Source organism: Methanovulcanius yangii (assembly GCF_018687785.1).
In the GTDB taxonomy this organism is placed as follows: Archaea; Halobacteriota; Methanomicrobia; order Methanomicrobiales; family Methanomicrobiaceae; genus Methanovulcanius; species Methanovulcanius yangii.
This window is the reverse complement of the sequence record NZ_LTBL01000001.1, coordinates 1,422,833-1,445,313: the sequence shown is the minus strand read 5'-3', so window position 1 is coordinate 1,445,313 and position 22,481 is coordinate 1,422,833. Positions and strand designations below refer to the sequence as shown.

The 22,481-nt window shown below is 59.3% G+C and carries 18 protein-coding genes and 1 tRNA gene; 10 read left to right on the top strand and 9 right to left on the bottom strand.

What is annotated here, in order from left to right; all coding sequences use genetic code 11:
• Positions 1–216: 216 nt before the first annotated feature.
• Entirely contained in the window at positions 217–708 is a 492-nt protein-coding gene (locus AZH53_RS07385) for a hypothetical protein (protein ID WP_319642872.1), read from the top strand.
• Between the two features lie 287 nt (positions 709–995).
• Here the strand turns inward: AZH53_RS07385 and AZH53_RS07380 are convergent, their stop codons facing one another.
• The 6 genes from AZH53_RS07380 to AZH53_RS07355 all read right to left on the bottom strand — a co-directional run bounded on the left by AZH53_RS07380 (position 996) and on the right by AZH53_RS07355 (position 9,004).
• The gene (locus tag AZH53_RS07380) at positions 996–1,784 is read right to left on the bottom strand and encodes a PhzF family phenazine biosynthesis protein (RefSeq protein ID WP_319642871.1); all 789 of its coding nucleotides are present in this window, start codon (positions 1,782–1,784) and stop codon (positions 996–998) included.
• Between the two features lie 49 nt (positions 1,785–1,833).
• Positions 1,834–3,147, bottom strand: coding sequence for a methyl-coenzyme M reductase glutamine C-methyltransferase (locus AZH53_RS07375; protein ID WP_319642870.1), 1,314 nt, complete (start codon positions 3,145–3,147; stop codon positions 1,834–1,836).
• 132 nt (positions 3,148–3,279) lie between these two features.
• Entirely contained in the window at positions 3,280–4,584 is a 1,305-nt protein-coding gene (locus tag AZH53_RS07370; protein ID WP_319642869.1) for a PEGA domain-containing protein, read from the bottom strand.
• Between the two features lie 109 nt (positions 4,585–4,693).
• On the bottom strand, positions 4,694–6,046 hold the full coding sequence (locus AZH53_RS07365; protein ID WP_319642868.1) for a PEGA domain-containing protein: 1,353 nt from the start codon (positions 6,044–6,046) through the stop codon (positions 4,694–4,696).
• A 64-nt stretch (positions 6,047–6,110) separates the two neighbouring features.
• Complete coding sequence (locus tag AZH53_RS07360; RefSeq protein WP_319642867.1) at positions 6,111–7,193, bottom strand: ABC transporter permease; 1,083 nt, start codon at positions 7,191–7,193, stop codon at positions 6,111–6,113.
• Between the two features lie 2 nt (positions 7,194–7,195).
• A complete protein-coding gene (locus tag AZH53_RS07355) occupies positions 7,196–9,004 on the bottom strand; it encodes a PrsW family intramembrane metalloprotease (protein ID WP_319642866.1) in 1,809 nt (602 codons plus the stop codon).
• 69 nt (positions 9,005–9,073) lie between these two features.
• Between AZH53_RS07355 and AZH53_RS07350 the strand changes: the two genes are divergently transcribed.
• The gene (locus tag AZH53_RS07350; protein ID WP_319642865.1) at positions 9,074–9,964 is read left to right on the top strand and encodes an ABC transporter ATP-binding protein; all 891 of its coding nucleotides are present in this window, start codon (positions 9,074–9,076) and stop codon (positions 9,962–9,964) included.
• A gap of 126 nt (positions 9,965–10,090) precedes the next feature.
• On the opposite strand, the gene AZH53_RS07345 is transcribed toward AZH53_RS07350, so the two are convergent.
• Positions 10,091–10,164 (bottom strand) — tRNA-Lys (locus AZH53_RS07345).
• 90 nt (positions 10,165–10,254) lie between these two features.
• On the opposite strand from AZH53_RS07345, the gene AZH53_RS07340 reads away from it, so the two are divergent.
• Genes AZH53_RS07340 through AZH53_RS07330 form a run of 3 tightly spaced genes read left to right on the top strand, consistent with a single transcriptional unit; the run spans position 10,255 to position 13,988 of the window.
• Positions 10,255–11,730 (top strand): DHH family phosphoesterase, encoded by a 1,476-nt coding sequence (locus tag AZH53_RS07340; RefSeq protein ID WP_319642864.1) that lies wholly within the window; start codon positions 10,255–10,257, stop codon positions 11,728–11,730.
• Positions 11,720–12,340, top strand: coding sequence for a 6-hydroxymethylpterin diphosphokinase MptE-like protein (locus AZH53_RS07335; protein WP_319642863.1), 621 nt, complete (start codon positions 11,720–11,722; stop codon positions 12,338–12,340). The genes AZH53_RS07340 and AZH53_RS07335 overlap by 11 nt, the downstream gene beginning before the upstream one ends.
• Positions 12,330–13,988 (top strand): radical SAM protein, encoded by a 1,659-nt coding sequence (locus AZH53_RS07330; RefSeq protein ID WP_319642862.1) that lies wholly within the window; start codon positions 12,330–12,332, stop codon positions 13,986–13,988. Before AZH53_RS07335 ends, AZH53_RS07330 begins: the two co-directional genes overlap by 11 nt.
• 18 nt (positions 13,989–14,006) lie before the next feature.
• Here the strand turns inward: AZH53_RS07330 and AZH53_RS07325 are convergent, their stop codons facing one another.
• Positions 14,007–15,164 (bottom strand): CBS domain-containing protein, encoded by a 1,158-nt coding sequence (locus AZH53_RS07325; RefSeq protein ID WP_319642861.1) that lies wholly within the window; start codon positions 15,162–15,164, stop codon positions 14,007–14,009.
• A gap of 52 nt (positions 15,165–15,216) precedes the next feature.
• On the opposite strand from AZH53_RS07325, the gene AZH53_RS07320 reads away from it, so the two are divergent.
• Together AZH53_RS07320 and AZH53_RS07315 are read left to right on the top strand one after the other, a co-directional pair.
• The gene (locus AZH53_RS07320; protein ID WP_319642860.1) at positions 15,217–15,474 is read left to right on the top strand and encodes a PRC-barrel domain-containing protein; all 258 of its coding nucleotides are present in this window, start codon (positions 15,217–15,219) and stop codon (positions 15,472–15,474) included.
• Between the two features lie 72 nt (positions 15,475–15,546).
• Positions 15,547–16,290 (top strand): tRNA(His) guanylyltransferase Thg1 family protein, encoded by a 744-nt coding sequence (locus AZH53_RS07315; RefSeq protein ID WP_319642859.1) that lies wholly within the window; start codon positions 15,547–15,549, stop codon positions 16,288–16,290.
• On the opposite strand, the gene ileS is transcribed toward AZH53_RS07315, so the two are convergent.
• On the bottom strand, positions 16,273–19,431 hold the full coding sequence (ileS, locus tag AZH53_RS07310) for an isoleucine--tRNA ligase (protein WP_319642858.1): 3,159 nt from the start codon (positions 19,429–19,431) through the stop codon (positions 16,273–16,275). The genes AZH53_RS07315 and ileS overlap by 18 nt on opposite strands.
• A 92-nt stretch (positions 19,432–19,523) precedes the next feature.
• On the opposite strand from ileS, the gene AZH53_RS07305 reads away from it, so the two are divergent.
• Genes AZH53_RS07305 through ftsZ form a run of 3 tightly spaced genes read left to right on the top strand, consistent with a single transcriptional unit; the run spans position 19,524 to position 22,475 of the window.
• Positions 19,524–19,991 carry a TIGR00725 family protein gene (locus AZH53_RS07305; RefSeq protein ID WP_319642857.1) on the top strand — a complete coding sequence of 156 codons (468 nt, stop codon included), beginning with the start codon at positions 19,524–19,526 and terminating at the stop codon, positions 19,989–19,991.
• Positions 19,992–20,037: 46 nt separating this feature from the next.
• Positions 20,038–21,369 (top strand): D-aminoacyl-tRNA deacylase, encoded by a 1,332-nt coding sequence (locus tag AZH53_RS07300; protein WP_319642856.1) that lies wholly within the window; start codon positions 20,038–20,040, stop codon positions 21,367–21,369.
• Positions 21,366–22,475 (top strand): cell division protein FtsZ, encoded by a 1,110-nt coding sequence (gene ftsZ / locus AZH53_RS07295; RefSeq protein ID WP_319642855.1) that lies wholly within the window; start codon positions 21,366–21,368, stop codon positions 22,473–22,475. Before AZH53_RS07300 ends, ftsZ begins: the two co-directional genes overlap by 4 nt.
• Positions 22,476–22,481: the final 6 nt, after the last annotated feature.

Here is a 22,481-nt window from a genome sequence, read left to right as displayed (position 1 = left end):
GATGCTCAGGGAAATGAGGGGGAATATTATGCATTTCTTTTCTCATCGAATAGCTGTGGTTCCTGTGAAGATGTGGATATGCATGTTTTTACTGAAATAACTGCATTGTATCCGGAACTGCTGGTGGTTGATTACGAACTTTCTGAGCATACGGAAAATGCTCTATTGAACCGTGATTTCTCAGAAAAATATAGCGTTGTGCAAAGTATACCAAAAATGATCCTAGGTAATAATCACGCTTTCGTCGGAAAGAACACCATCCTCACCAATATCACCCCCATCCTCGATGCACAAAGGAACGGAACCTTTGCAGATTCCACGTCCCTTCTCACTTTCAAGACACTCGATATTTCATCACTGGAAGGCTACCCGAAGCTCTGGCGGGCGAACCGGGTCCTCATCTTCGAAGAAGGCGGTGCGGAGAATGCATTCCTGAAGGATCTGATCAACACCCCGAATATCAATACTACACTCGCCGGTCACCAGTACGAAACCATCACCCCGCCCCCTATCCGGGTCGGAAAACAGAACATCACCTTTGAGCATGCCGTCCATGTCGAAGGATGGGAGCTCCAGTGGAATGATGTGGAATTGCCGGCCGATGCAAACACCTCCGTTGCCACGCCACTCGCTGTCTGGGGTGCACTTGGCGCCTTTGCCGTTGTAGCAGTGGCTGGTGCGAATACAATGACCCGGAAAATCAATTAAGATAGATCCGATCAGCCATACCTATTTTTTAAAAAGAGATTTCGTCCTGAACCATACCGTCCTCCTGGGAAAAGGCTCCCCTCTTCCGGTATGGCTTTCGCCCGGACACATCGTCTACAGAAGACACATGAAAACAACAATCGCAACAATCGTCGCAATGCCATAAATGATGGGTCGATAGCCCCTCTTCTCCACAAAGTTACATCTCATGCCCTCACCTGTTTCATGAATCGTTGTCGAATTATCTTAAGCGCTGTGTTCGCGGCATGGGTCTGATGAACGCATTCTCACTCCAGCATCCCCCGCAGCACCGTCACCGCCCGTCCGGTAAGAAGCACCTCGTCGCCGTCCACCGTCACCATTATCTCCCCGCCCCGCTTGGACGCCTGGAAGGCCTGTAAGTGATCACGTCCCGTCAGGTGCTGCCAGTAGGGGCCGAGAACGCAGTGGGCCGATCCCGTCACCGGGTCTTCGGGAATGCCCGCCGCCGGCGCAAAGAACCGGGAGATGATGTCATACCGTCCGCCGTCGGATGCGGCGGTGAGAATGATGCCGCGGGCGGGGAAGCCCTCCAGCGCCTTCATGTCGGGTGCCGCCCCCTCGACGAGGATGGCGCCGCCGGTACGCACCAGCCAGTCGTAGGTGCTCACCCGGAAGTCCTCCACCGGAACGCCGAGGGCCGCCTCGAGCCCTGCAGGCACCGGGGCCGCCTCGGCGGGAAGGGCGGGGAAGGTGAGTGTCACCGTGCCCGCATCCACCACCGCTTCAAGGTCGCCGCCGGCAGACGAGAAGGAGACGATCGCTCCTTCCTCCTCTTCACCCTCCTCGACGAGAACATGTGCCGCCGCACAGGTGGCATGCCCGCAGAGGTCGACCTCCATCGTGGGGGTGAACCACCGGATCTCCCACCCGGTACCCGAACGACGGACAAATGCCGTCTCCGAGTGCCGCATCTCACCGGCGACCGCCTGCATCCAGTCCGGCGAGACCTCCCCCTCAATCAGGCAGACCCCTGCGGGATTGCCGGTAAACGGCCGGGAGGTGAAGGCGTCCACCGTAAAGTACCTGCATGCCATACCAGCCTGAGGATCAGTCCTCCGGCATAATAAAAGATCGGATGAGGTCCTATTTTCGGCCGTAATAGGAGAAGAGCAGTTCGGTCACCCGCCGGACATCCTCGCCGTCCTTCCGGACCCCCGCGAGATAGGCGGAGAAGACCTCGTCGGTGACCACGTGCAGGCCGGGCTTGAAGAGGTCCGCGTGCTGCTGAAGGTCGAAGGAGCGTGCCTCGGCCTCGGTCAGGTGAAGGGATCGGTATTCCCCTTCATGTGGCCTGTACACGGGGTTCTCCTCCCGGGGCGTCCGCAGGACGAGATCGGCAAGCGGCGTCGAGGGGATGGGCTCTGCGATGGAAACGAAGACATCGTCGAGCCCGTACATCGTAATGAAGTCCTTCGTCTCCTCGTACTCCTCCTCCGTTTCCGTCGGGTATCCGACGATGAAGCTCCCTGCGACCTTCAGTCCGTGTTCGCGGCAGGCCTCCACACCTCTGCCCGCATCGTCGGCGGTCACGCCCTTCCCCATCAGGCGCAGGATGCGGTCGCTTCCGGATTCGAGCCCGAAGAAGACCCAGCCGATTGTATAGTCGCGGATGGCATCGAGGACCGTGTCGGAGATGCAGTCCACCCGGATGTCCGGAGATGAGATGTTCTTCGGACCCATGATCTCCGCCATCCCCTCCAGAAGGGCGGCGAAGGCATCGTCGTTCACCGCCCCGCCGGGACCGCAGCAGTAGAGCGACCCGGTGCCGCCGGAGACCGAGAGACGCTTTGCTCCGGCATCTTTGAACGCCTGCACCTCGGCGAGCACGTCCTCCAAATCGCGGCTGCGGACCTCCCGCCCGAAGAAGCGGGGTACCTGACAGAAGGTGCAGGCGCCGATGCACCCGCGGTGACTCTCGATATAGGCCGACGCCCCGCGGATGTCCTGGCTGCCGATACCGGGAGGTATGAAGGGCAGGGGGCGGTGCACGGACGCCGGGGGGGCGGGGCCGGTGAAGCGCATCTCATCCGCCTCCATCCATGCACATCCGGGGATGCCCTCATGCGGACCTTCCGCCAGTAGCCGGAGCACCGTCTCCTCGCCCTCGCCGACGCAGACCGCATCGGGGGAGAGTTCGCCGAGCACGATATCCGGTGCGGCGGAGACGGGTCCGCCCACATAGACGGCACCGCCCCTCTCCCGGTGGCCGGCGACAAATGCCTTGATGCCCGGGTTCATCAGGTGCTGGGTGGAGTAGAGGGAGAGGAGAACGGTGCTGTCCGGGTCGGCGGCAAGTTCTCTTCTCAGTTCGACCTCATATCCTGCGTCACGAAGCACGCCCCCGATGAGCATCGCCCCGTAGGTGTGCATATCCGGCGAGATGACGGTGACTCTCATATACTCTATTGTTGTGATGGCAGAGGCATATAAGCGATCCATCGGGAACGGGAACATCCACCCTGACCGGTTCGCCCTCAAAGTCACGGGGGTATCCGGCTGGAGAAATTTATGTAAAAATGATTGGTGGTTTTAGTCCCTGCGGCGAGATGCAGCGAGGAGCCCTGCGATGCCGAGACCGGCCAGAAGGCCGAAGACCGGAACCGGGGACTGGGTCGGAGTGCTCGTGGGGGAGAGGCTTGCCGAGACATAGGACGTCGCACCGGAATTCACTTCGACCGTGCTGGAATAATCGGTATACCCGGAGAGCTTGAGGGTCACCGTGTAGCTGCCGGGAGTAAGGTCCGTAAGGGTGACCGGGGTTATGCCCTTGTTGACGTTGTTAAGGTACACCGTTGCACCGGTGGGAGACGAGGTGACATCGATGGCGCCGTTGCCGGTCGCACCGCCCTGCAGGTTTGCGGTCACCGTCGAGGTCTGTCCGGAGTTGACGGTCACCGAGGTGACGGAGTCCTGATAGCCGGCAAGGGTCACCTTCACCGTGTGGGTGCCTGCGGTGACGCCGTTGATGACGAGCGGTGTGCCGGGTTCGGTCTGTCCATGGTAGACGCCGTCAAGGTAGACCGACGCATAAGCCGGGTTGGAGGTGATCGAGACCGTTCCTGTCGTAGGGTTGGGGATCGCCTTCAGGGTCGCGGTCACGTAGGTGACCTGATTGGAGTGGATATTGAATTGGTTGGACCACTCCTCGTATCCGGGCATCGTGATCTCGAGGATGTGAGCGCCCTGGGAGAGGCCGCCGACGGTCCGGGGAGAGGTGCCCTTGTAGTCACCGTCGATATACACCTGCGCATTGGAAGGTGTGGTGGTCACCGAGATGGTGCCGTAGGTCGCCTGTGCCTTGAGGACCGCCTGGGTGGTCACCGTCTGTCCAGCGGTGATGGTGATGGTGTCGTAGTAGTCATTGTAGCCGGGGTACTTCAGGCGCAGGTCGTGGCTGCCTGCCGAAAGGCCGCTCACCGTCTCGGTGGTCGTACCCTTGTAGACGCCGTCGATGTAGACGTCGGCACCGCTCGGGGAGGAACTGATCCTGATGGCGCCGGTCGTTGGCTGGATGGGGTTCAGGGTCAGGTAGACCGACTGGTGTTCACCCGCGCCGGGCATGGTGGGAAGATTTGCGGATGCAGAACTGTAGCCGTTCTTGGAGGCGGTAACGGTGCTGTACGGCGTCGCCGTCGAGTAGACGGCAACACTCAGAATGCCGCCGGTAGTTTCGCCCTTGTATTCGCCGTCGAAATAGATGGCAGCGCCGTCCACGTTTGTATGGATGTCATACCATCCTTCATCTCCGCCGATGGTACCGGCGCACATTGCCGAAGGCACTGCCGCACAGAGGAGAAGCAGAGCCATTGCAGCTGCAGGAATACTGTAGTTCATATGAATCATAGTGGAATTATTGCTGTGCATATAAATAATTGCTGAAAAATTTATCATTCTTCCATTCTGGCCAGAATCGGTCGATTAAGGCTGACGAAATAATTCCCGATTAATATCCGGGGATGATAAGGATTCTTGAAATGGCAAAGAAAAAAAAAGGTTCAGGAATTCCGACGGCGGGCACAGATGAAGATCCCCCGAGGAGGGCAAGAGCGAATGCTGCCATGAGGGTTGATGCAGGGGTCTCTGCCGGAAGGGGTGAAAGGGTCCCCGACACATATGAGGTTGCTCCGGCATTCACGACAGCCTCTCCTGACCAGTCACTGTATCCCGGAAGCCGGAGGCTGATGGCATAGGTCCCTGGTGCCATCCCGTCGATCGTCACCGGGGCGATGCCGCGTTTGGCATTGTCGATATAGACGTCCGCCCCCGTCGGCGAGGAGGAGATGGAAAGTGTGCCGTCCCCGGTCGTGGCAGGCACGAGTTGTGCCTCCACGGTGGTGGTCTGTCCCGAGTTCACCGTCACCTGGCTCATCGAGTCCTCGTATCCTGTCAGCCGGACCATCACCGTGCGGGTCCCCGGGGAAACCCCGCTGATGATGAACGGGGAGCCCGGTTCGGTCTGCCCCTGGTATCCCCCGTCGAGATAGACCGATGCATAGGAGGGGTTGGATGTCACCGCGATGGCTCCGGTCGTCGGAGCACTGACAGGTGTGAGTACCTGGCTCATATAGGTCGTCTGTTTCGCATAGATTCTGGCCGTCCCCGTCCAGTCCTGGTACCCCGATTTTGTCAGCTCAATGAAATGCGACCCCTCGGTGAGACCGCCGACCATCGCCGGGGTGACCCCCTTGTAGGTTCCGTCCACGTAGACATAGGCACCGGAGGGAGAGGTGGTCACCGAGAGTGTCCCGTAGACCGGTTTTTCACTGAGGGTGGGGCTCACATAGGTGGTCTGGCCTGCGTAGACATAGACCGTCGTCTGGTACGAATAATAACCGTCCTTTTCGACGCTCAGGTAATAGGAGTCATGGTTGAGCTGTATCGTCTGGGGTGTACGCCCCCGGTAGCTGCTGTCGACATATACCGATGCCCCTGACGGGACGGAATTGACATTGAGCCACCCGTATGAGGGGACGAGCGGGGAGAGAGTAAGGCTGACCGAATACCGTTTGTCCATCACCGGATAGGGGAGGGAGGCTGAGGCACTGTTGTATCCGCCGCGCCGGGCGGTCACCGTGCTGTAGGATGAGGGGACGGGAACCTCCACCGAGAGGTACCCGTTTGCTGTCTGTCCCTGGTAGATCCCGTCGAAGTAGATGCTCGCCACATCCACGTTCGTGTAGATGTCATACCAGGCGTATCCCTGGATCGGCTGTGAAGCCCCCTGTGCCATGGACGGCGAAACAAGGGCGGCAGCACAAAGAAGGAGGGCTATCAGGAACCATGCATACGTTTTCATGCTGATCAGTCCTCCCTGCCGCAGAATAGTATAAAAGCGTTTGTGAGTCTCCGGGGATTTGCATTCACCGACCGCCGGTATAATCCCTCCCGACCTTCCGGGCATACCTGTCGAGGACGGCGATCGCCATGATGAGCAGGACGGCCATTCCCCCGAGGACGAGCCAGTGGGCAGGGCCCGCGGCACCGACCGAGAGGCGGACGATGAGGTTGGCGGGATTGCCGGGGAGGGCAAGGGCCGCCATGATGACGACCACAAGTGCCGTCGAGAAGATGAACTGGGCATTCGTCCGCTCCCGGTAATGGAGGGCACAAAATGCGGAGAGGAGGATCATGCCGAGGGCGCCGGCACTGACATGCAGGAGAATGGGCATCGTTCCCTGGATTGCAATGCCATTTGCCATAAGAAGGATAAGCCATGCTCCTGACTGTACGGGCACAATCACGAAGCAGGCAAGCACCTTTCCCCAGACCATGTCGGAAAAGGATGCGGGGGTGGAGATCAGGGTCTCGATGGTATTGTGCTGGAATTCCTCGGTGATGAAGTCGATGATAAGGGCGGCGGAGATGATGGCGGGCATGAAGATCAGGAGGGGGATGAGAAGGCCATAGACAAACTCGAAGAAGTTCGTCCGCGGGGCTTCGTTCGGAAGACCGAGATCGACCGGTGGTGCGGTCAGCCGGTCCCCCCGGACTTCCCTCAGGTCTGCCTCATATGCGAGAAAGACATCCTTGAGTTTTGTATTGACGACGGATGACCGGATATCGTTTTGAATGGTATAGAGGGTGATCTTGATCGGCTGTTCGGCATCGGGCGCCGTATCGGGGACCCATACCACTGCGGAGATCTTCCGTTCCTCGAGGGCTGCGATGGCGGTGGAAAAATCCATCTCGTAGACCCTGAAGTCCCCTTCCTCCTTCAGTTGATTGAGAAGCGGCGAAGCGGTCCCCGTGTAGGCGATGGGGTCACGGGTCGTCGAGTACTCCGCGAGTGCATCGGGGTCATACATCGCCGCCAGACCCACCAGTAAAAACGAGGAGAACATGGCGATGAAAATCTGGAGAAGAATGGCAAAGACGATCGTCTTCTCCGTTCCGAGCGAGCGGATCTCTTTTTTTGCGATCGTTCCCACATGGTGCCATCCCATGGTCAGATCCCCCCGGTGAGGATGAAGAGGTTATAGATGCTGTGCACGGCTGTCCCGCCCAGAAGAGCCACAGGGTACGACCGCGGTCCGGCGACCTTCAGGATGGCGGTCACGACAAATGCTCCCGTAAAGTGGAGAGTAAGGGGGAGCCAGAGAACGTGAAGACTCGAGAAGAGTGCCGCTCCGAAGAGTGATTCGGAGATCTGGGCAAGGGTTGCAAAGAGGAGCAGTTTTTCCCCAATGAAAAATCCCGCCATCACCGCAAGACAGCAGAGAATGAGGTTTTTCCATGTCAGGAATGACGGCCGCCGGCTGTACACGGCAAAGATGCCCACTGACTTTGCCCATTCCTCGATGAATGCCGCGATAACGACCAGCAGCACGAGGGAGAGCGGCAATGGGAGATTGAAGAGAACGACAAGCCCCATCATCTGGGCCATGAGCACGAAGGGGATGGTACAGATGGTCAGCCCGAATAGTGCCGCGAAGGGATGCGAGGCCGGAATGAGTGCCGCTACGTATTCCCTCATCTTCATTCTCAGCGGGTGAAGGCTGAAGAGGCGTTCCTCACGGAAATTTACAATGCAGATCGCGAATATGATGGCGCTCGTTGCCCAGAAGAGGAAGGTGGAGTAGAAGTAGTCGCCGAGAGTGAATCCCCCACCCTCCAGATCGTAGATGACGAGGGTGAGGGGGGATATGAGGGAGATGACGTGGATATGGGCAAAGATGCTCGGGAAGAAGAGATAGGAGGTGGCAATCGTCGAGAAGAATATCGAGATGAAGGAGAGCTCCTTGAAGCTGCGCGATGTCATTCCGATGAGGAGGGCACCCGCGAGGAAGAAGAAGATGACGGGGACGAGGGCGACGATGACGGCAAATGTCGCCCCGGTATGGATGGTGAGGATGGCCGTGACCGCCACCATCAGCACGAGATAAGGGAGCATCTTTCCGGCGATGACCACCCATGGCCGGGCAGGAGTCGAAAGGAGGATCTCACCTCTTCGGTCGATTCGCTCGTTCATGATACTCATCATGAAAAATTGCGAGGTGAAGTACAGGGGGAAGATGAAGACGAATATGAGAACGATTGCGTCGAAGGGAAGGGAGGGGGTGATCTGGGAGGGAGTTGCATAGTCCCCGAGGTCCGGTCCGGAGGAAAGGGTGTCGGTATACCGGGCGACCGCACTCTCATCACCCTCGGACGCAACAAGTGCCGCCCGGAGTTCTTCTTTTGATGCACCAAGTTCGGGCGAAGGGGTGGGGAGTTCCACCACCGGCCGGTCCGGGATGAGACTCGCACCCATGCGCCGGAGGCTGCCGATCTGCTGCCCCGACTGGGTAGCCGTAAAGTCGAGTTCGCTTTCGACGTATTGCAGATCGATCCAGAGGGGATAGGCAGCGAACAGGTCCCCCTCGCGGTTATAGACAGCGGTGAGGTAGGAGACATAGTCGGTCTGTATGGCATTTGCCGCTGCCGAACCCTTGTCCGTCTCCGCCACCGAGAGGGCTCCGCGGGTGAACAGCAGATCGGGGTCTGCCGCCTGCAGGAGGGTCTCGTCGGAAGAGAGGAAGGCCACGAAGCGGGGATCGGATGAGAGGAGGGAGGCCACCTCGGGGGAGTCGGTTCCCGCCGTAAACATCCCGTCCTGCAGATGCATACCGGTCTGCTGGACATATCCGGTGGCAAAGATCAAAAGGACAAAGAGGAGGATGGCTACCGGTACCACCTCGCGTGACATCGATGTCGCCGTACGCCGCACTTCCCATCTGCCGATGGAAAGGATGTCTCTCGCCGCCGCCCCCCTCACGTAATCAGAGGTGGCAGGTAATGATACATTAAGATTTATAATGATGAATACAAACCTCTGCCTGATTGGATGATACGTGCGGAAGGGCTCATCAAGGACTATGACGGATTCCGGGCGCTCGACGGCGTCAGTTTTGAGACGGATGAACCCGGCATATTCGGGATTATCGGGCATAACGGAGCGGGGAAGACGACCCTCCTGAAGATCATGGCGGGGCTCATGCAGCCGACCGCCGGAACCCTTGTCATAAATGGTATCGACGTCGTACGCGATCCCGTCAGTCTGAGGAGGACCCTGGGGTACCTCCCCGAAGAGTCCCGCCTCTATGACACGATGACCGTCGATTCCTATCTCTCGTTCTTCGGCGAACTCTACCATCTCGACCGCGCAACGATCGCCGATCGGGGGGAGCGCCTCCTGAGCTCACTCCAGCTGGATCATGGCGGGAAGAAGATCGGCGAACTCTCCAAGGGGATGCGGCGCAAGGTGGCAATTGCGCGCTCACTCATCCACGATCCGTCGCTCCTCATCTATGACGAACCCACCTCCGGGCTTGACCCGATGACCTCTCGCTACATCATCGAGTATCTGGCACGACTCCGGGACGAGGAAGAAAGGACGATCCTCCTCTCCGCCCACAACCTCCTGCAGGTCGAGGAGATCTGCGACCGGATTCTCATTCTCCGGAAGGGTCGGGAGATTGCCTTCGGGACGATGGACGAACTCCGGTCGAAGTTCGGCACGTTCAGCTACCACATCCGGTTCACCGTCCCCGACGCATCAGTTCTGCCGGAAGCACTTGCGGTCTCCCGTGACGCGGGGGAGTACGTCACCGAGGCCGCGGATATGTCCGCCCTCAATGCCGCCACCGCCCTCATAGCAGGCGCGGGAGGGACGGTCAAACGCATCGAATCGAGGTACCCCAGTCTCGAAGAAATGCTCCTGAAAATCGGGAAATAACTTTTTCATGGTGGGCACCGGGGCTTTCCTCCCCGGACATCTGCCGCCCCTTTCTCTCCCCTGCGGTGGGAATACAAAAATTAAAATCCTCAATATCTGCTTAAAATCCGCATAAAAAGATGTAAACGGGCCTGAAGGGATTTGAACCCCTGGCCGACGGATTAAGAGTCCGTCGCTCTTCCTGACTAAGCTACAGGCCCACTCGTTTGACCTAACTACGTGGTAGGTAATTGGTCATATACTTTTCGGAGATCCTTAATTATCCCTGAACAACAGAAACTTACCTTACCATGCCTGAGACGAATCCGCAAGGATCTCAAACGACGGCAACCACCGAATACCTGATACTCGGATGCGGAAGTATCGGATACAATGTTCTCTACGAGCTCCTCAAAGAGACTGCCGACATCGTCATCATAGATAGGGACGAGCACAAGGTGCAGGATCTCAGGGATCAGAAATATGAGGCGCTCGTTCGCGATATCGGAGACCCGGACATGCTCAGGGAAGTCCCGGTACCGCGTGTGGTCTTTGTCCTCGCAAGTGATGAAAAAGGCAATCTTGCGGCAGTCAGGACCATCAAGAGTACATTTCCATCCGCGTACGTCATCGTCAGAGCCGTCGATTCGGGGACCGTTGACCTGCTCTCCGCAGTTGGAGCAGATGAAGTACTCCACCCACAGGAAGTGTTTGCGAAGAAGGCGGTTCACCACGCACGCAAACTGCAGTCCTCCCGTCAGGCACGCAGGTTGAATGACCTGCTCTCCAGCTGGCGGGGTACGATGGGAATCGTCACGCATACCAACCCTGACCCGGATACGATCTCCAGCGCGATGGCGCTGTGCGCTCTCGGAAAAGCGGCGAGTAAGGGTGTACTGGAATGCCGGATTCTCTATGACGGTAAGATTGGTCACCAGGAAAACCGTGCCTTTGTCAATCTCCTCGACATCAGGATGGAGCGCATTACTCCGGACATACTCAGGGACTGCGATTACCTTGCGATCGTCGATTCCCCGGCCCCCGGCGTGAACAACGCGCTTCCAAAGGAGTCCCACGTCAATATCATCATTGATCATCACCCGAATGGCGATCTTGCGAAAAATGCTGCGGATTTTGTCGATAAACGGCCTGACATGGGTGCGACCGCAAGTCTCATGACCCAGTACCTGCGGGAACTCGATGTCCCCGTGGACTCCAACATCGCAACCGCTCTTTTTTATGGCATTATGGCCGACACGCGCTGTTTCCGGCGCAATACCACCCCGCAGGATCTCACCCTAGCCGCGTTTCTCCTTCCGCTGACGGAATCCGAACTGCTGGAAAAGATCACATCGCAGTCGGTTTCGCAGGAGACGCTCGAGGTGCTCGGCAATGCCATTAAAAACCGCCGGCTTCTCTCGGGCTATCTCTTCTCCAGCGTCGGGTACGTCAGAAACCGGGATGCCATCCCGCAGGCGGCGGACCTCCTTATCCAGCTGGAAGGGGTCAACACCTCGCTTGTCTATGGCATCACCGACAATGTGATCGCATTCTCCGCCCGGAACAAGGATATCCGGCTCAATATCGGGCAGGCGATGGAGGAGGCGTTCGAGGGAATCGGCGAAGCGGGGGGGCACTCCGCAATGGGCGCCGCAACAATCCCCCTCTCTGTCTTCACGCTCGCCCGCAACAAAGACGAACTGCTGGAACTCATCATTGATCCGATTCTCAGGAAATTCATGCATATTGTCGGTATAGATGAAGAGGAATCAGCGAATGAGATTTGAGGACTGGGAACCTCACTATCTCCGCATCCTTGATACCTTCGGGTTTGACCGGGAAGGTGACGAGGAGGCTGCGGAGATTGCTGCCGTGCTCACGGCGCAAGACGATGTCGCACGTCTGGAAGAACTCTGTGCCGGGCGGACGGTTACCGTCTGCGGGAATGCACCGTGCCTGAAGGACGACCTTCCCTGCTGCGAAGAAACCGTCTTTGCCGCCGATGCCGCGGCCGATCTCCTCTGGCGTGCGGGCATCCGTCCGGACGCGGTCTTCACCGACCTCGACGGCGCCGAGGAGAGCTTCGTTGCGATGAACCGCGAGGGAACGGTGATGGTGGTTCACGCCCATGGCGACAACATCCCCCTCGTCCGGCGGTGGGTCCCGATGTTCGAAGGGCCGCTGGTCCTGACCTGCCAGACACGTCCGTTCGGCCATGTGCACAACTGGGGGGGGTTTACCGACGGGGACCGTGCGGTCTTTGCAGCCGACGCCCTCGGGGCGGACAAGGTCGTCATCCTTGGGTTCGATCTCGATGACATGTCGGTTCCTCCCATGAAGCGCGGTAAACTTCTCTGGGCGCGGGCCCTCCTCTCCCTCATCGGCTATGACCTCTGATGCATGGATCATCGATGGATATGTGGACGAGCCCGCATGTTTTGGCGTGCCGCCCTACATTGCACCGTACATCCGCTACTGTGCCGGGGTCCTCTCTTCACACGGCTACCGTGTACGGTATGCCACCATCGACCAGATACGGCAGGATGCCGCCCTGTTACAGGAATGCGACCGTGCAGATGTCGTGGTCATGATCGCGGGCGTAACGGTGCCCGGGAAGTATCTCGGCGGCACCCCGGCATCCCTGACCGAGATCCGGCAAATCGGGGCTGCCCTCCGGCATCCACTGACCGCACTCGGCGGGCCGGTCATCTTCGGGAGCTCCGCCGGAGGAGGAGAGGCGGCGGTCCGTCACGCGATATCGGGATTCCGTCATATTCTCAGCGGCGAAGTTCCTGCAGCACTCGACGCCCTTCTTTCCGGCGGTGAACCAGAGGGGACGCTCTCCTACGCTGATATCGATCGATGGGCGGTTGCCGGGGCACCCGTAATAACCGACCATCCATCCTTTCCCCGCGTTATGTGCGAGCTGGAGACCGCACGCGGCTGTTCGCGTGCCGTCACCGGGGGGTGCTCGTTCTGCACCGAACCCTTCTATGGACTGCCACGCCGGCGGGAGATGCCGGGCATCCTGGCGGAAGTGGCGGCCCTCGCATCGGCAGGAGCGGTTCATTTCCGCCTCGGTCGCCAGCCCGACCTCCTCGCCTACGGCGCGACGGGGGGAGGGGAGTTTCCCCGGCCCGACCCGGAGGCACTCGAACGGCTCTTCGAAGGCGTCCGAACGGCGGCCCCCCTCCTCCGGACCCTGCACATCGACAATGTCAACCCCGGCACGATTGCGCGCCACCCGGAGGCTGCCCGCGAATCCCTCGAGTCCATCGTCCGGTGGCACACGCCAGGGGATGTTGCCGCCTTCGGGATGGAGACGGCAGACCCTGCGGTGGTGCGGGCAAACAACCTCAAGGCGCTGCCGGATGACGTGATGGAGGCCATCCGAATTGTCAATACGGTGGGGAGCGGCAGACGGAACGGGGTGCCGGAGCTCCTTCCCGGCCTCAACTTCGTCTGCGGTCTCGCCGGTGAGACGGAGGCCACTTATGACATGAACGAGGTCTTCCTCCGAGATGTCCTTGCGGAAGGCCTCATGGTGCGGCGGGTGAATATTCGTCAGCTCATGCCGTTCGAAGGGACGGCCGCATGGGAAGACAACACCCTCGGAGAGCATGATGCCCGGTTCCGCCTCTTCAAGGAGCGGGTGCGAAAGGAGTTCGACGTCCCGATGCTCAGGAGGGTGTTTCCCGAGGGCACCTGCCTGAAGGATGTGATGGTGGAGGAGAGCGGACAAACCAGTTTCGGCCGGCAGATGGGCTCCTATCCGATACTCGTCGGCATTCCAATGTCCCTCCCGTCAGGGACGACGCTCGATGCGGTCGTCGTCTCGCACGGGATGCGATCGGTCACGGGCCTTCCCGCACCCATAGCCATCAATGCCCTCCCCCCGTCGGCACTGAAGTGGATTCCCGGTGTCGGGAAGAAACGGGTGGCCTCGCTGATGGCCCGGCGCCCCTTTGCCGACATGGCCTCATTCCGGCAGGCGATAGGGACGGAGACGCCTGTGGACCCGTACCTCACGTTCGGGGAACGATAACAACGGATCAGTGGGCCGTCAGGTGGTTGTGACCCTGACTTCCTGCAGTTCCATTATTTTGAGAATGTCCGACCGGGTGACGATGCCCACCACCTCGCCGTCCCGGACGACAGGTATCCTGCCGAAGGTGTTTGGCGCAAGTATCCTGAGCGCCTCGTAGAGGCCGCTGTCGGGGGCGACCGTCACCACCTCGCGTGTCATGATATCGCGGGCCTGGAGGGCCTCCCTGTCGATCTGGGGGGCAGTGTGGATGTCCTGCAGGGTAACCATGCCGACGAGTGCCCCCCGCTCGACAACGGGGAACCCGAGATGCCGCGTCGACTGCATAAGGGCAAGCACCTCGTGGATGGGCATATCGGGGGAGATGACCTTCACCGGAGAGGTCATCGCATCCTTCACATACAAGCCCTTGAGGAGGAGGTTGTAGCGCACCATCGCCGCTTCCTGCCCTGCCCCGAGATAGATGAAGACCGCGATCAGGATCAGAACAAGGTTGAAGGAGAGGATGCCGATGATCCCGAAGATGATCGCGACGATACGCCCGATTTCAGCGGCGATCTTTGTTGCCCTGTCGATGGGAAGCCAGAATGCGAGGATGGCCCTGAGGACACGCCCGCCGTCCATGGGAAATGCCGGCAGAAGGTTGAAGACGAAGAGGATGATGTTGAGGATGCCGAGATACCCGAAGATATAGAAGAAGAGACCGGCAAGCGCATCGTTCGGGATAAAGAGAAGGCTTGCGTATGCGACACCTTCGGAGACTATGCCAAGAAAGAGGCTCATGAGGGGGCCTGCGATTGCCATCGGCAGTTCGTCACGCGGGTTGGGGGAGATCTCGTCCTCGATCTCGGATGCGCCCCCGAGAATGAAGAGGGTGATGGACCCGACCTTCATCCCTTTCCTCAGGGCGACCCATGAATGGGCGAGTTCATGGAGGAATACGCCCGTAAAGAGAAGAAACGAAAGAATGGCTCCCAATACATAGGGCATAACTCCTGTAGTGATGTATTCGGTGCTGATCGGCTCGGTGAGGCCGAAAACCTGTTCGACGAGGGCGACCGTGAGGTCGATCTGCGTCCCGATTATGAAGGCGAAGATCGGGATGATCAGAAAAAAGGTGAAATGTATGCGGATCGGGATGCCGCTGATCGTCCCGATCTGAATGGAACTGTCCATGGAAATGGATTATATTTTTAATATTTAATGATTATACCCTAAAACGATACCAATGAAGAGCGCAATAACGGAAATGTTCGGGATGCACGTCTATACCGATAAAGCGGTGTATGTCGGTGATGTGGACGATGTGGTCATCAATGTCGACGGGAAAAAGATCGAGTCCCTGGCCGTCTCGAAGCTGAATCCCGAACTCATTGAACTGAAAAATTTCAAGGGAATCAAGATCCCCTACCGCATCATACTTGCGGTCGGTGATGTGGTCATCATCCGCCATCTCGTCGGTTCGCTCGAGAAAAAGGAGGATTAAGGCCAAACATCATTTTCCGGCAGTTCCCAATGCCGGACCAATACTTTTTTCGGGAATGCCCCACCCATACCATTGAGCGCTTCTGTCATGGAAGAAAGAGAGATATTTAAAAATCTGACAATATTTGCCCCTCTCATCGTACGTCTCGACGGACGGGCGTTCCACCGCCTGACCCGGGACCTGGGCCTGAAAAAACCATATGACGAGAGGTTTTGCCATGCAATGGCTGACGTCTGCAGGGCGCTGATCGAGGATTCCGGTCTCGAACCCGCCTTTGCATATACCTTCTCGGACGAAATCTCGCTCTGCTTCCTGCAGGCACCATTCAGGGGCCGGGTGGAGAAGATTGATTCCGTCTGCGCGGGGTTTGCCGCAAGTGCCCTGACTCTTGCCCTCGGTGTCTCCTCGCCGCTCTCTTTCGACGCCCGTATCATCCCGGTCGACGAAGCGGCCGCATGTGCCTACTTTGACCTGCGCCAGCGTGAGGCATGGCGCAACCACATCAACGCCTACTGCCAGCAGGCTCTCATCGACGGGGGGATGACCTCCCGGCAGGCGGCGCGGGAGCTGAAGGGCATGAAGGCACCCGGCATGCACGATTTTATGTTCGAGCGGGGGGTCAATCTTGCAAGGACGCCGTCGTGGCAGCGTCGCGGTGTCATTGTCCGGCGGGTGCCGGTCATAAAAAAAGGATTCAATCCTGTCTCCGGGGAGCACGTGGAGGCCGAACGGAGGGTGGTCAGGACCGATGCAGACCTGCCCCTCTTCTCCACCCCGGAAGGGGCGGCCTATATTCGTTCACTCTTCCGCGCGTGAAAGGGCGATGGTGACCGGGATACCTTCGATATCCCAGTCCTGCACGAGGTCGCCCTCGCCGGCGTAATCCGCAATGGCGAAGGCCGTTGCCCGGACCTCGCCTGCAATCTCATTCTCCCAGCCGGCAAGGAGGCCCTGCACCCGTGCGTCTCCGATGACGACGGCCGCATTGATAAAGTCCTCGACGTTCAGGTCCATCTGGCGGCGCATCTCCTGGATACGGCGGATCACTTCCCGGGCGTAGCCTTCGGCCTCGAGCGCGTCGGTGAGGGTCACATCGACGCAGACCGTCGCGGCATTCATGGGGGCGGCAAAGACCCCTCCGGGAAGTTTCTCCGAGAACTCCACGTGGTTTGTCGAGATGGTGAAGCCGCCGACATCGGCACTTCCTTCGGAGAGAAGGGCGCTTCTCAGGGCGGCCGCATCGGCCGCTTCGATTGCCGCCTTCACCTTCGGTCCTTCCTTGCCGAACTCCGGGCCGATGGCACGCATGTTCGCCGCTGCCGCCCAGCCCATCTTCTCCCATGCGCCGGTAACGACGGTCACGCCACGGGCGTTGGCACGCTGGCAGGCAAGAGCGTTCATTGTTCCGATGGCGGCTGCCACCGCGTCATCGTCTGTGAGGACGGTGACCTCGCCCACCGGCCAGCGGAGTTTTCGTCCGCCTTCCTGGCGTGCGGTTGCCACCGCGTCGTCGAAGGACCGGATGACGTCCATCTCCGTCTCGAGGTCCGTGTCAACCAGTGCATCCTCCCCTGCAAACCACGGGAGCATGTGGACGCTCTGCGGGTCGTCACCGGTACGGAGGTTGTCGTAGATATGATCGGTCAGGTGGGGGGCAAAGGGGGCAAGGACAGTGCAAAGACGGCGCATCACATAGTACATCGTCTCATATGCCTGCACCTTCTCCACGGCATCCTCCTCGAGCCACATCCGCTGCCGGACGAGCTGGACATACCAGCGGGAGATGTCCTCGAGGATGGTTGTCAGGATTTCACGGGTGGCCTTGTGCAGCATCCCCTCGGGAATGGCGTTCGTCACTGTTCGGGCCATACTGTTGACACGGGAGATGATCCAGCGGTCCTCGTCCGGCATCTCAGCGAGGTGTTCAGCAACATATTCGGCGTTCCAGACCCCGTCCGCCCCGGTCATGGGGGTAAACCCGTCGAGGATCATATAGGGGAGTGGGAAACGGTAGACGTTCCAGAGGATGTTGACCGTCCGGTTGGTGGTGCGCACGCCCTCCCAGTTAAACTTCAGGTCGTCCCATGGAGCGCTTGCGGAGAGGACGTACAGGCGCAGGACGTCGACGCCCACCTTTGCGATGACCTCTTCGGGGGTGACGACATTGCCGAAGGATTTGGACATCTTGCGCCCTTCGGCGTCGAGTGCGAAGCCGTGCATGAGCACCTTCTTGTAGGGTGCCCGGTCAAATGCGATCGTCGAGGCGCCGAGCTGTGAGTAGAACCAACCGCGGGTCTGGTCCTGCCCCTCGGTGATGAACGATGCCGGCCAGAGGCGTTCGAAGGCCTCAGTTTTCCGGGGGAACCCGAGGGTTGCCCAGGAGGCCATCGCAGAGTCAAACCAGACATCGAAGATGTCCTCCACACGGCGCATTTCGCCGCCGCAGGCGCAGGGAACGGTGATCGTATCGACGTAGGGGCGGTGCGGGTCGGTCAGGTCCGAACCCGCCGCCTCGTTGAGTTCGGCGACGGTGCCGAAGACCCGGCGTGCATCGCAGGACGGGCATTGCCAGACCGGTATGGGGATGCCCCAGTACCGCTGCCGGGAGATGCACCAGTCGCGGGCATCGGCGACGAAGTCGTGGAACCGTGCCGACCCCGCCCAGTCGGGTTTCCACTCGACCTTTGTAATCTCCTCGAGGAGCTTCTCCTTGATTGCCGGGATGGCGAGGAACCACTGCTCGGTGGAGATCATGATGATGGGAGTCTTGCATCGCCAGCAGTGGCCGTACCGGTGGACGATGGTGGTCCGTGCAAGAAGATGGTCGCCGAGGGCCTCCATGACGGCCTCGTCGGCGTCCTTGACGAACATGCCGGCAAAGATGCCCGCATCTTCCGTATAGGTTCCCGAGTGGTCGACGGGGCAGACGGAGGCGAGTCCCTCGCGCTGGCCGACGACGTAGTCGTCCCACCCGTGGCCCGGTGCCATGTGCACGAGCCCGGTGTTTTCCATGGTCACGAAGTCCGCCGCAACGACGCGGTGGGCGATCTCCTTTTGCATCGGGACGACATTTACGAGGGGTGAGTCATAGGTCGTCCCGACAAGGTCGGCCCCGGTGGCGGTCTGCAGCACGGAAAAGTCCTGGTAGCGCCCTTTCCGGAGGACATCCTCCACGAGGGGTTCGCCGATCCAGAGGATCTCCTCCCTGCCGTCCTTGACCGCACGGACCCGGGCATAGACAAAGTCCACATCGACCGCGACAGCGACGTTGGCGGGAAGTGTCCAGGGCGTGGTCGTCCATATGACGAGGTATTCATTGTCACGGCCCTGTACGGGAAATTTCACGAAGATCGAGGGGTCCTCTTCGTCCCAGTATTCCACCTCGGAGTCCGCGATCGCGGTCTCACAGCGGGGGCAGAGGTTGACGACCCGGTACCCCCGTTCGAGGAGGCCTTTCTCCTCGGCCCGCTTCAGGGTCCACCACGCCGCTTCGACATAGTCGGGGGTGATGGTCTGGTACGGGTTGTCAAAGTCCATCCAGACCCCGAGGTTTTTGAACTGTTCGGACATGATGTCCTTGTGGGTGATGGCAAACTCCTTGCACTGCTCGATGAATGAGGCAATCCCGTACGCCTCGATATCCTTTTTAGAGGTGAAGCCCAGTTCGTGCTCCACCCGCACCTCGATGGGCAGTCCGTGCATGTCGTATCCTGCACGGTCGATGACGTTCTGGCCCTGCATCCGCTCGAAACGGAGCATCGAGTCCTTGATGATCTTGTTCCATGCCGTGCCGAGGTGTATATGCCCGGTCGTATAGGGGGGGCCGTCCACGAAGAAATAGTCCGGGTCGGCGGCATGCATCTCTTTGACTTTGCGATAGATATCTTCCTCATTCCAGAAGGTGCGGACCGCGGACTCCACATCCTCTGCCTGATAACTGCTCGTGACCTCTTTCACCAGAATCCCTCGGGTATATATCGGTAAATATTGCACGCAGGGAAACATAGGTATTTGTGTAAATGACGGGGCAGCAGGAAGGAGGAATACGAATGATGCAGGTGGCCGTAATCGGTGCAGGTGAAGCGAACGGGAAAGAACTTTTAGATGCCGCAGAGACCGGACGGTGCATCGGACGGGCGGGTGCCGTTCTCGTCTGCGGTGGCAGGGGCGGGGTAATGGAAGCCGCTTCCCGCGGCGCCCGTGAGGCGGGGGGAATGGTGGTGGGAATCCTTCCCGGCGAGGGGCCGGGGAACCCCTATCTGACCGTTGTCATACCCACCGGTCTCGGGATTGCCAGAAACACCCTCGTTGTTGCAGCCGGGGATGCGGTGATTGCCGTCGGAGGGGGGTACGGGACGCTCTCGGAGATCGCGATGGCCCTGAAGCGGGGCATACCGGTCTTCGGGCTCGGAACATGGGATATTGACGGAGTGATCCCCTGCCCCTCCCCCGCAGAGGCGGTATCGCGGGCACGGGCCGCCACGCGGTATGCCGGGTCTCCCGGCGGCAAGGATTGAAGCCCCGCCGGAACAGACGTTTTCATCAGGTACTGGAGAGGTGCGTGTGGACATTGCCATAGTATATTCGGAAATCGACCCTGCGGGAATGAACATCAGGGATCATCTGCTTCACGAGATGGGGCTGGACGAGGTGCCGGAGGGGGCCGTCCCGTTTGCCGGGCACCACGTCCGGTTCATCGGTGCAAAAGGCCGCCTGATCCACGAGGAGGGTCTGGATGCCCGTGCAGCGGCCGATCTCATCATCTTCATCTCCCGGCATACCAGCAAGAATCCCGTTCGCGCCCTTACGGTGCATGTCACCGGCAATTTTCGCGATGCGGCACTCGGTGGTGCCCCCCGTCAGCTTGCCCGGGCGGCCCCGGAATGGATGCATGCGGTCCTCCTCCGCCTTGCCGCCTCCGCGCCGGACGGCTTTCGTGTGTCCTACGAGGTGACGCACCACGGCCCCACGGACCTTGCAACACCCTCGTTTTTTGTGGAGATCGGCAGCACGGAGGAGGAATGGGTCCGGGAGGATGCGGGCAGGGCGGTGGCACAGAGTGTGGCAGGGGCTCTCCATGACGGCCCCTCGGCTTGTGTCGTCCTCACGGGGTTCGGGGGGAATCACTATGCGGCCCGACAGACGGAGATCGCCATTGCCACCCGTGCCGCATGGGGCCATATCGCCCATACGCGGGAAGTGGGGATGCTGGATGCGGAGATGATCCGCCGGATGACTGCAATGTCCGGTGCAGATGCGGCCTATATCGATCGCAAGGCCCTCTCCCGGGATGACCTTGCCCATGTCATGACGCTCCTCGACGATTGCGGGATTGTCCGCCTGAGCGAGAGCGAACTCAGGCAGATGGGGGATCTCCCGTTTTCAACCTATTGTGCGTTCAGGGCGCGTGCAGCCGAGGAATCGGATGGGGCGCGACTGATAATCCTTGGAATTTCCGGTGAGGGATTCCCCGTACGACTATCAATTCCTCCGGATCTCTTTGATGAGGCTCTCAAAATTGATGAAAACCTCTTTTGGGACTTGATACGGGATATTCCCGCCGCTGGCATCACCACGCAGTCCGGACGGCCGCTTCCGGTGTTTTTTGCCTTCGCCGGACATGAAGTCCAAGTACTGCATCTTTTAATAACATCCTGCGTCAAAATCTTAGTCAACGATGGATCGACTACGGTCAGTGGTGATAGTATCACCATCCGGAGAGTTCGGTTTAACCCCCGGCGGGCAGCTGAACTGGGGGTGCCGAAAGGACCGCTTTTCGGACGACTGGCCGCAGGCCATGAGATTGAAATTGGGGGGACGGTGATCACTCCCTCAATGGTATCTGATGTGTCTGAACAGGTAATCCACGTCCCGGGATTGGAGAGCTATCTATGAGATCAATAGTAGAAGAGGCAATCAAACGGTCGAACAGAGAGACCGGGGTTATTCTGGACACTACATGTGAAGATGACCTTGAACTTGAGGAGATTTTACAGCAGCTCCGGACACAGATCGCCGTCATCGGGTGTGGTGGCGGTGGATCCAACACGATGACCCGGATGAAGGAGGAAGGTATTGAGGGTGCCGAGCTCATTGCGCTCAATACCGATGCCCAGCACCTGATCCGGACAAAGGCGGATACCCGCATTCTCATCGGACGCAAGCGAACCCGTGGCCTGGGTGCGGGCTCGGTGCCGCAGGTTGGTGAAGAGGCTGCTGTGGAGGCGGAAGAGGAGATTCGCAAACATGTCGAGGGGTGTGACATGGTATTTATCACGGCAGGCCTCGGAGGAGGTACCGGTACGGGCTCCGCGCCGGTCATCTCCAAGGCTGCCCGTGATGAGGGGGCACTGACCATTGCCGTCGTCACCCTGCCCTTCACGGCAGAAGGTGCCATTCGCATGGAAAATGCGGAAGCGGGACTCGAGCGCCTGCGCGATGTTGCGGACACCGTCATCGTGGTTCCAAACGACCGGCTTCTTGAAGTCGTTCCGCGCCTCCCCCTCCACGCAGCATTTAAGGTCTCTGATGAGATTTTAATGCGCGCAGTAAAGGGAATTACCGAACTGATTACCCAGCCCGGCCTCGTGAACCTTGACTTTGCCGATGTGCGAACTGTTATGGAGAAGGGCGGCGTTGCTATGATCGGTATGGGCGAGAGCGACAGCGAGGACAAAGCTGCCGACTCCGTCAAGAAGGCGCTCAGGTCGCCGCTCCTCGATGTCGATATCTCCGGTGCGACCGCCGCTCTCGTCAATGTGGTCGGTGGGCCGGACATGACGATGTCCGAGGCAGAAGGAGTCGTACAGGAAGTCTACGAGCGCATCGACCCCGATGCACGGATTATCTGGGGAGCACAGGTTGACCCGGAGATGCAGGGGAGAATGCGTACCATGCTCGTCGTGACGGGTGTCAACTCTCCCCAGATATACGGGCGCAGTGAGAGGTACCCCTCCCATCATGCTGCAATGAAGGAATTCGAGATCGACTTCCTCAGGTGAAATAAG

Bases quoted from the DNA above. Each gene is read 5' to 3' on its own strand.
- AZH53_RS07385 (WP_319642872.1), top strand. From the start codon at position 217: ATGATCCTAGGTAATAATCACGCTTTCGTCGGAAAGAACACCATCCTC.
- AZH53_RS07380 (WP_319642871.1), bottom strand. From the start codon at position 1,784: ATGGCATGCAGGTACTTTACGGTGGACGCCTTCACCTCCCGGCCGTTT.
- AZH53_RS07375 (WP_319642870.1), bottom strand. From the start codon at position 3,147: ATGAGAGTCACCGTCATCTCGCCGGATATGCACACCTACGGGGCGATG.
- AZH53_RS07370 (WP_319642869.1), bottom strand. From the start codon at position 4,584: ATGAACTACAGTATTCCTGCAGCTGCAATGGCTCTGCTTCTCCTCTGT.
- AZH53_RS07365 (WP_319642868.1), bottom strand. From the start codon at position 6,046: ATGAAAACGTATGCATGGTTCCTGATAGCCCTCCTTCTTTGTGCTGCC.
- AZH53_RS07360 (WP_319642867.1), bottom strand. From the start codon at position 7,193: ATGGGATGGCACCATGTGGGAACGATCGCAAAAAAAGAGATCCGCTCG.
- AZH53_RS07350 (WP_319642865.1), top strand. From the start codon at position 9,074: ATGATACGTGCGGAAGGGCTCATCAAGGACTATGACGGATTCCGGGCG.
- AZH53_RS07340 (WP_319642864.1), top strand. From the start codon at position 10,255: ATGCCTGAGACGAATCCGCAAGGATCTCAAACGACGGCAACCACCGAA.
- AZH53_RS07335 (WP_319642863.1), top strand. From the start codon at position 11,720: ATGAGATTTGAGGACTGGGAACCTCACTATCTCCGCATCCTTGATACC.
- AZH53_RS07330 (WP_319642862.1), top strand. From the start codon at position 12,330: ATGACCTCTGATGCATGGATCATCGATGGATATGTGGACGAGCCCGCA.
- AZH53_RS07325 (WP_319642861.1), bottom strand. From the start codon at position 15,164: ATGGACAGTTCCATTCAGATCGGGACGATCAGCGGCATCCCGATCCGC.
- AZH53_RS07320 (WP_319642860.1), top strand. From the start codon at position 15,217: ATGAAGAGCGCAATAACGGAAATGTTCGGGATGCACGTCTATACCGAT.
- AZH53_RS07305 (WP_319642857.1), top strand. From the start codon at position 19,524: ATGATGCAGGTGGCCGTAATCGGTGCAGGTGAAGCGAACGGGAAAGAA.
- ftsZ (WP_319642855.1), top strand. From the start codon at position 21,366: ATGAGATCAATAGTAGAAGAGGCAATCAAACGGTCGAACAGAGAGACC.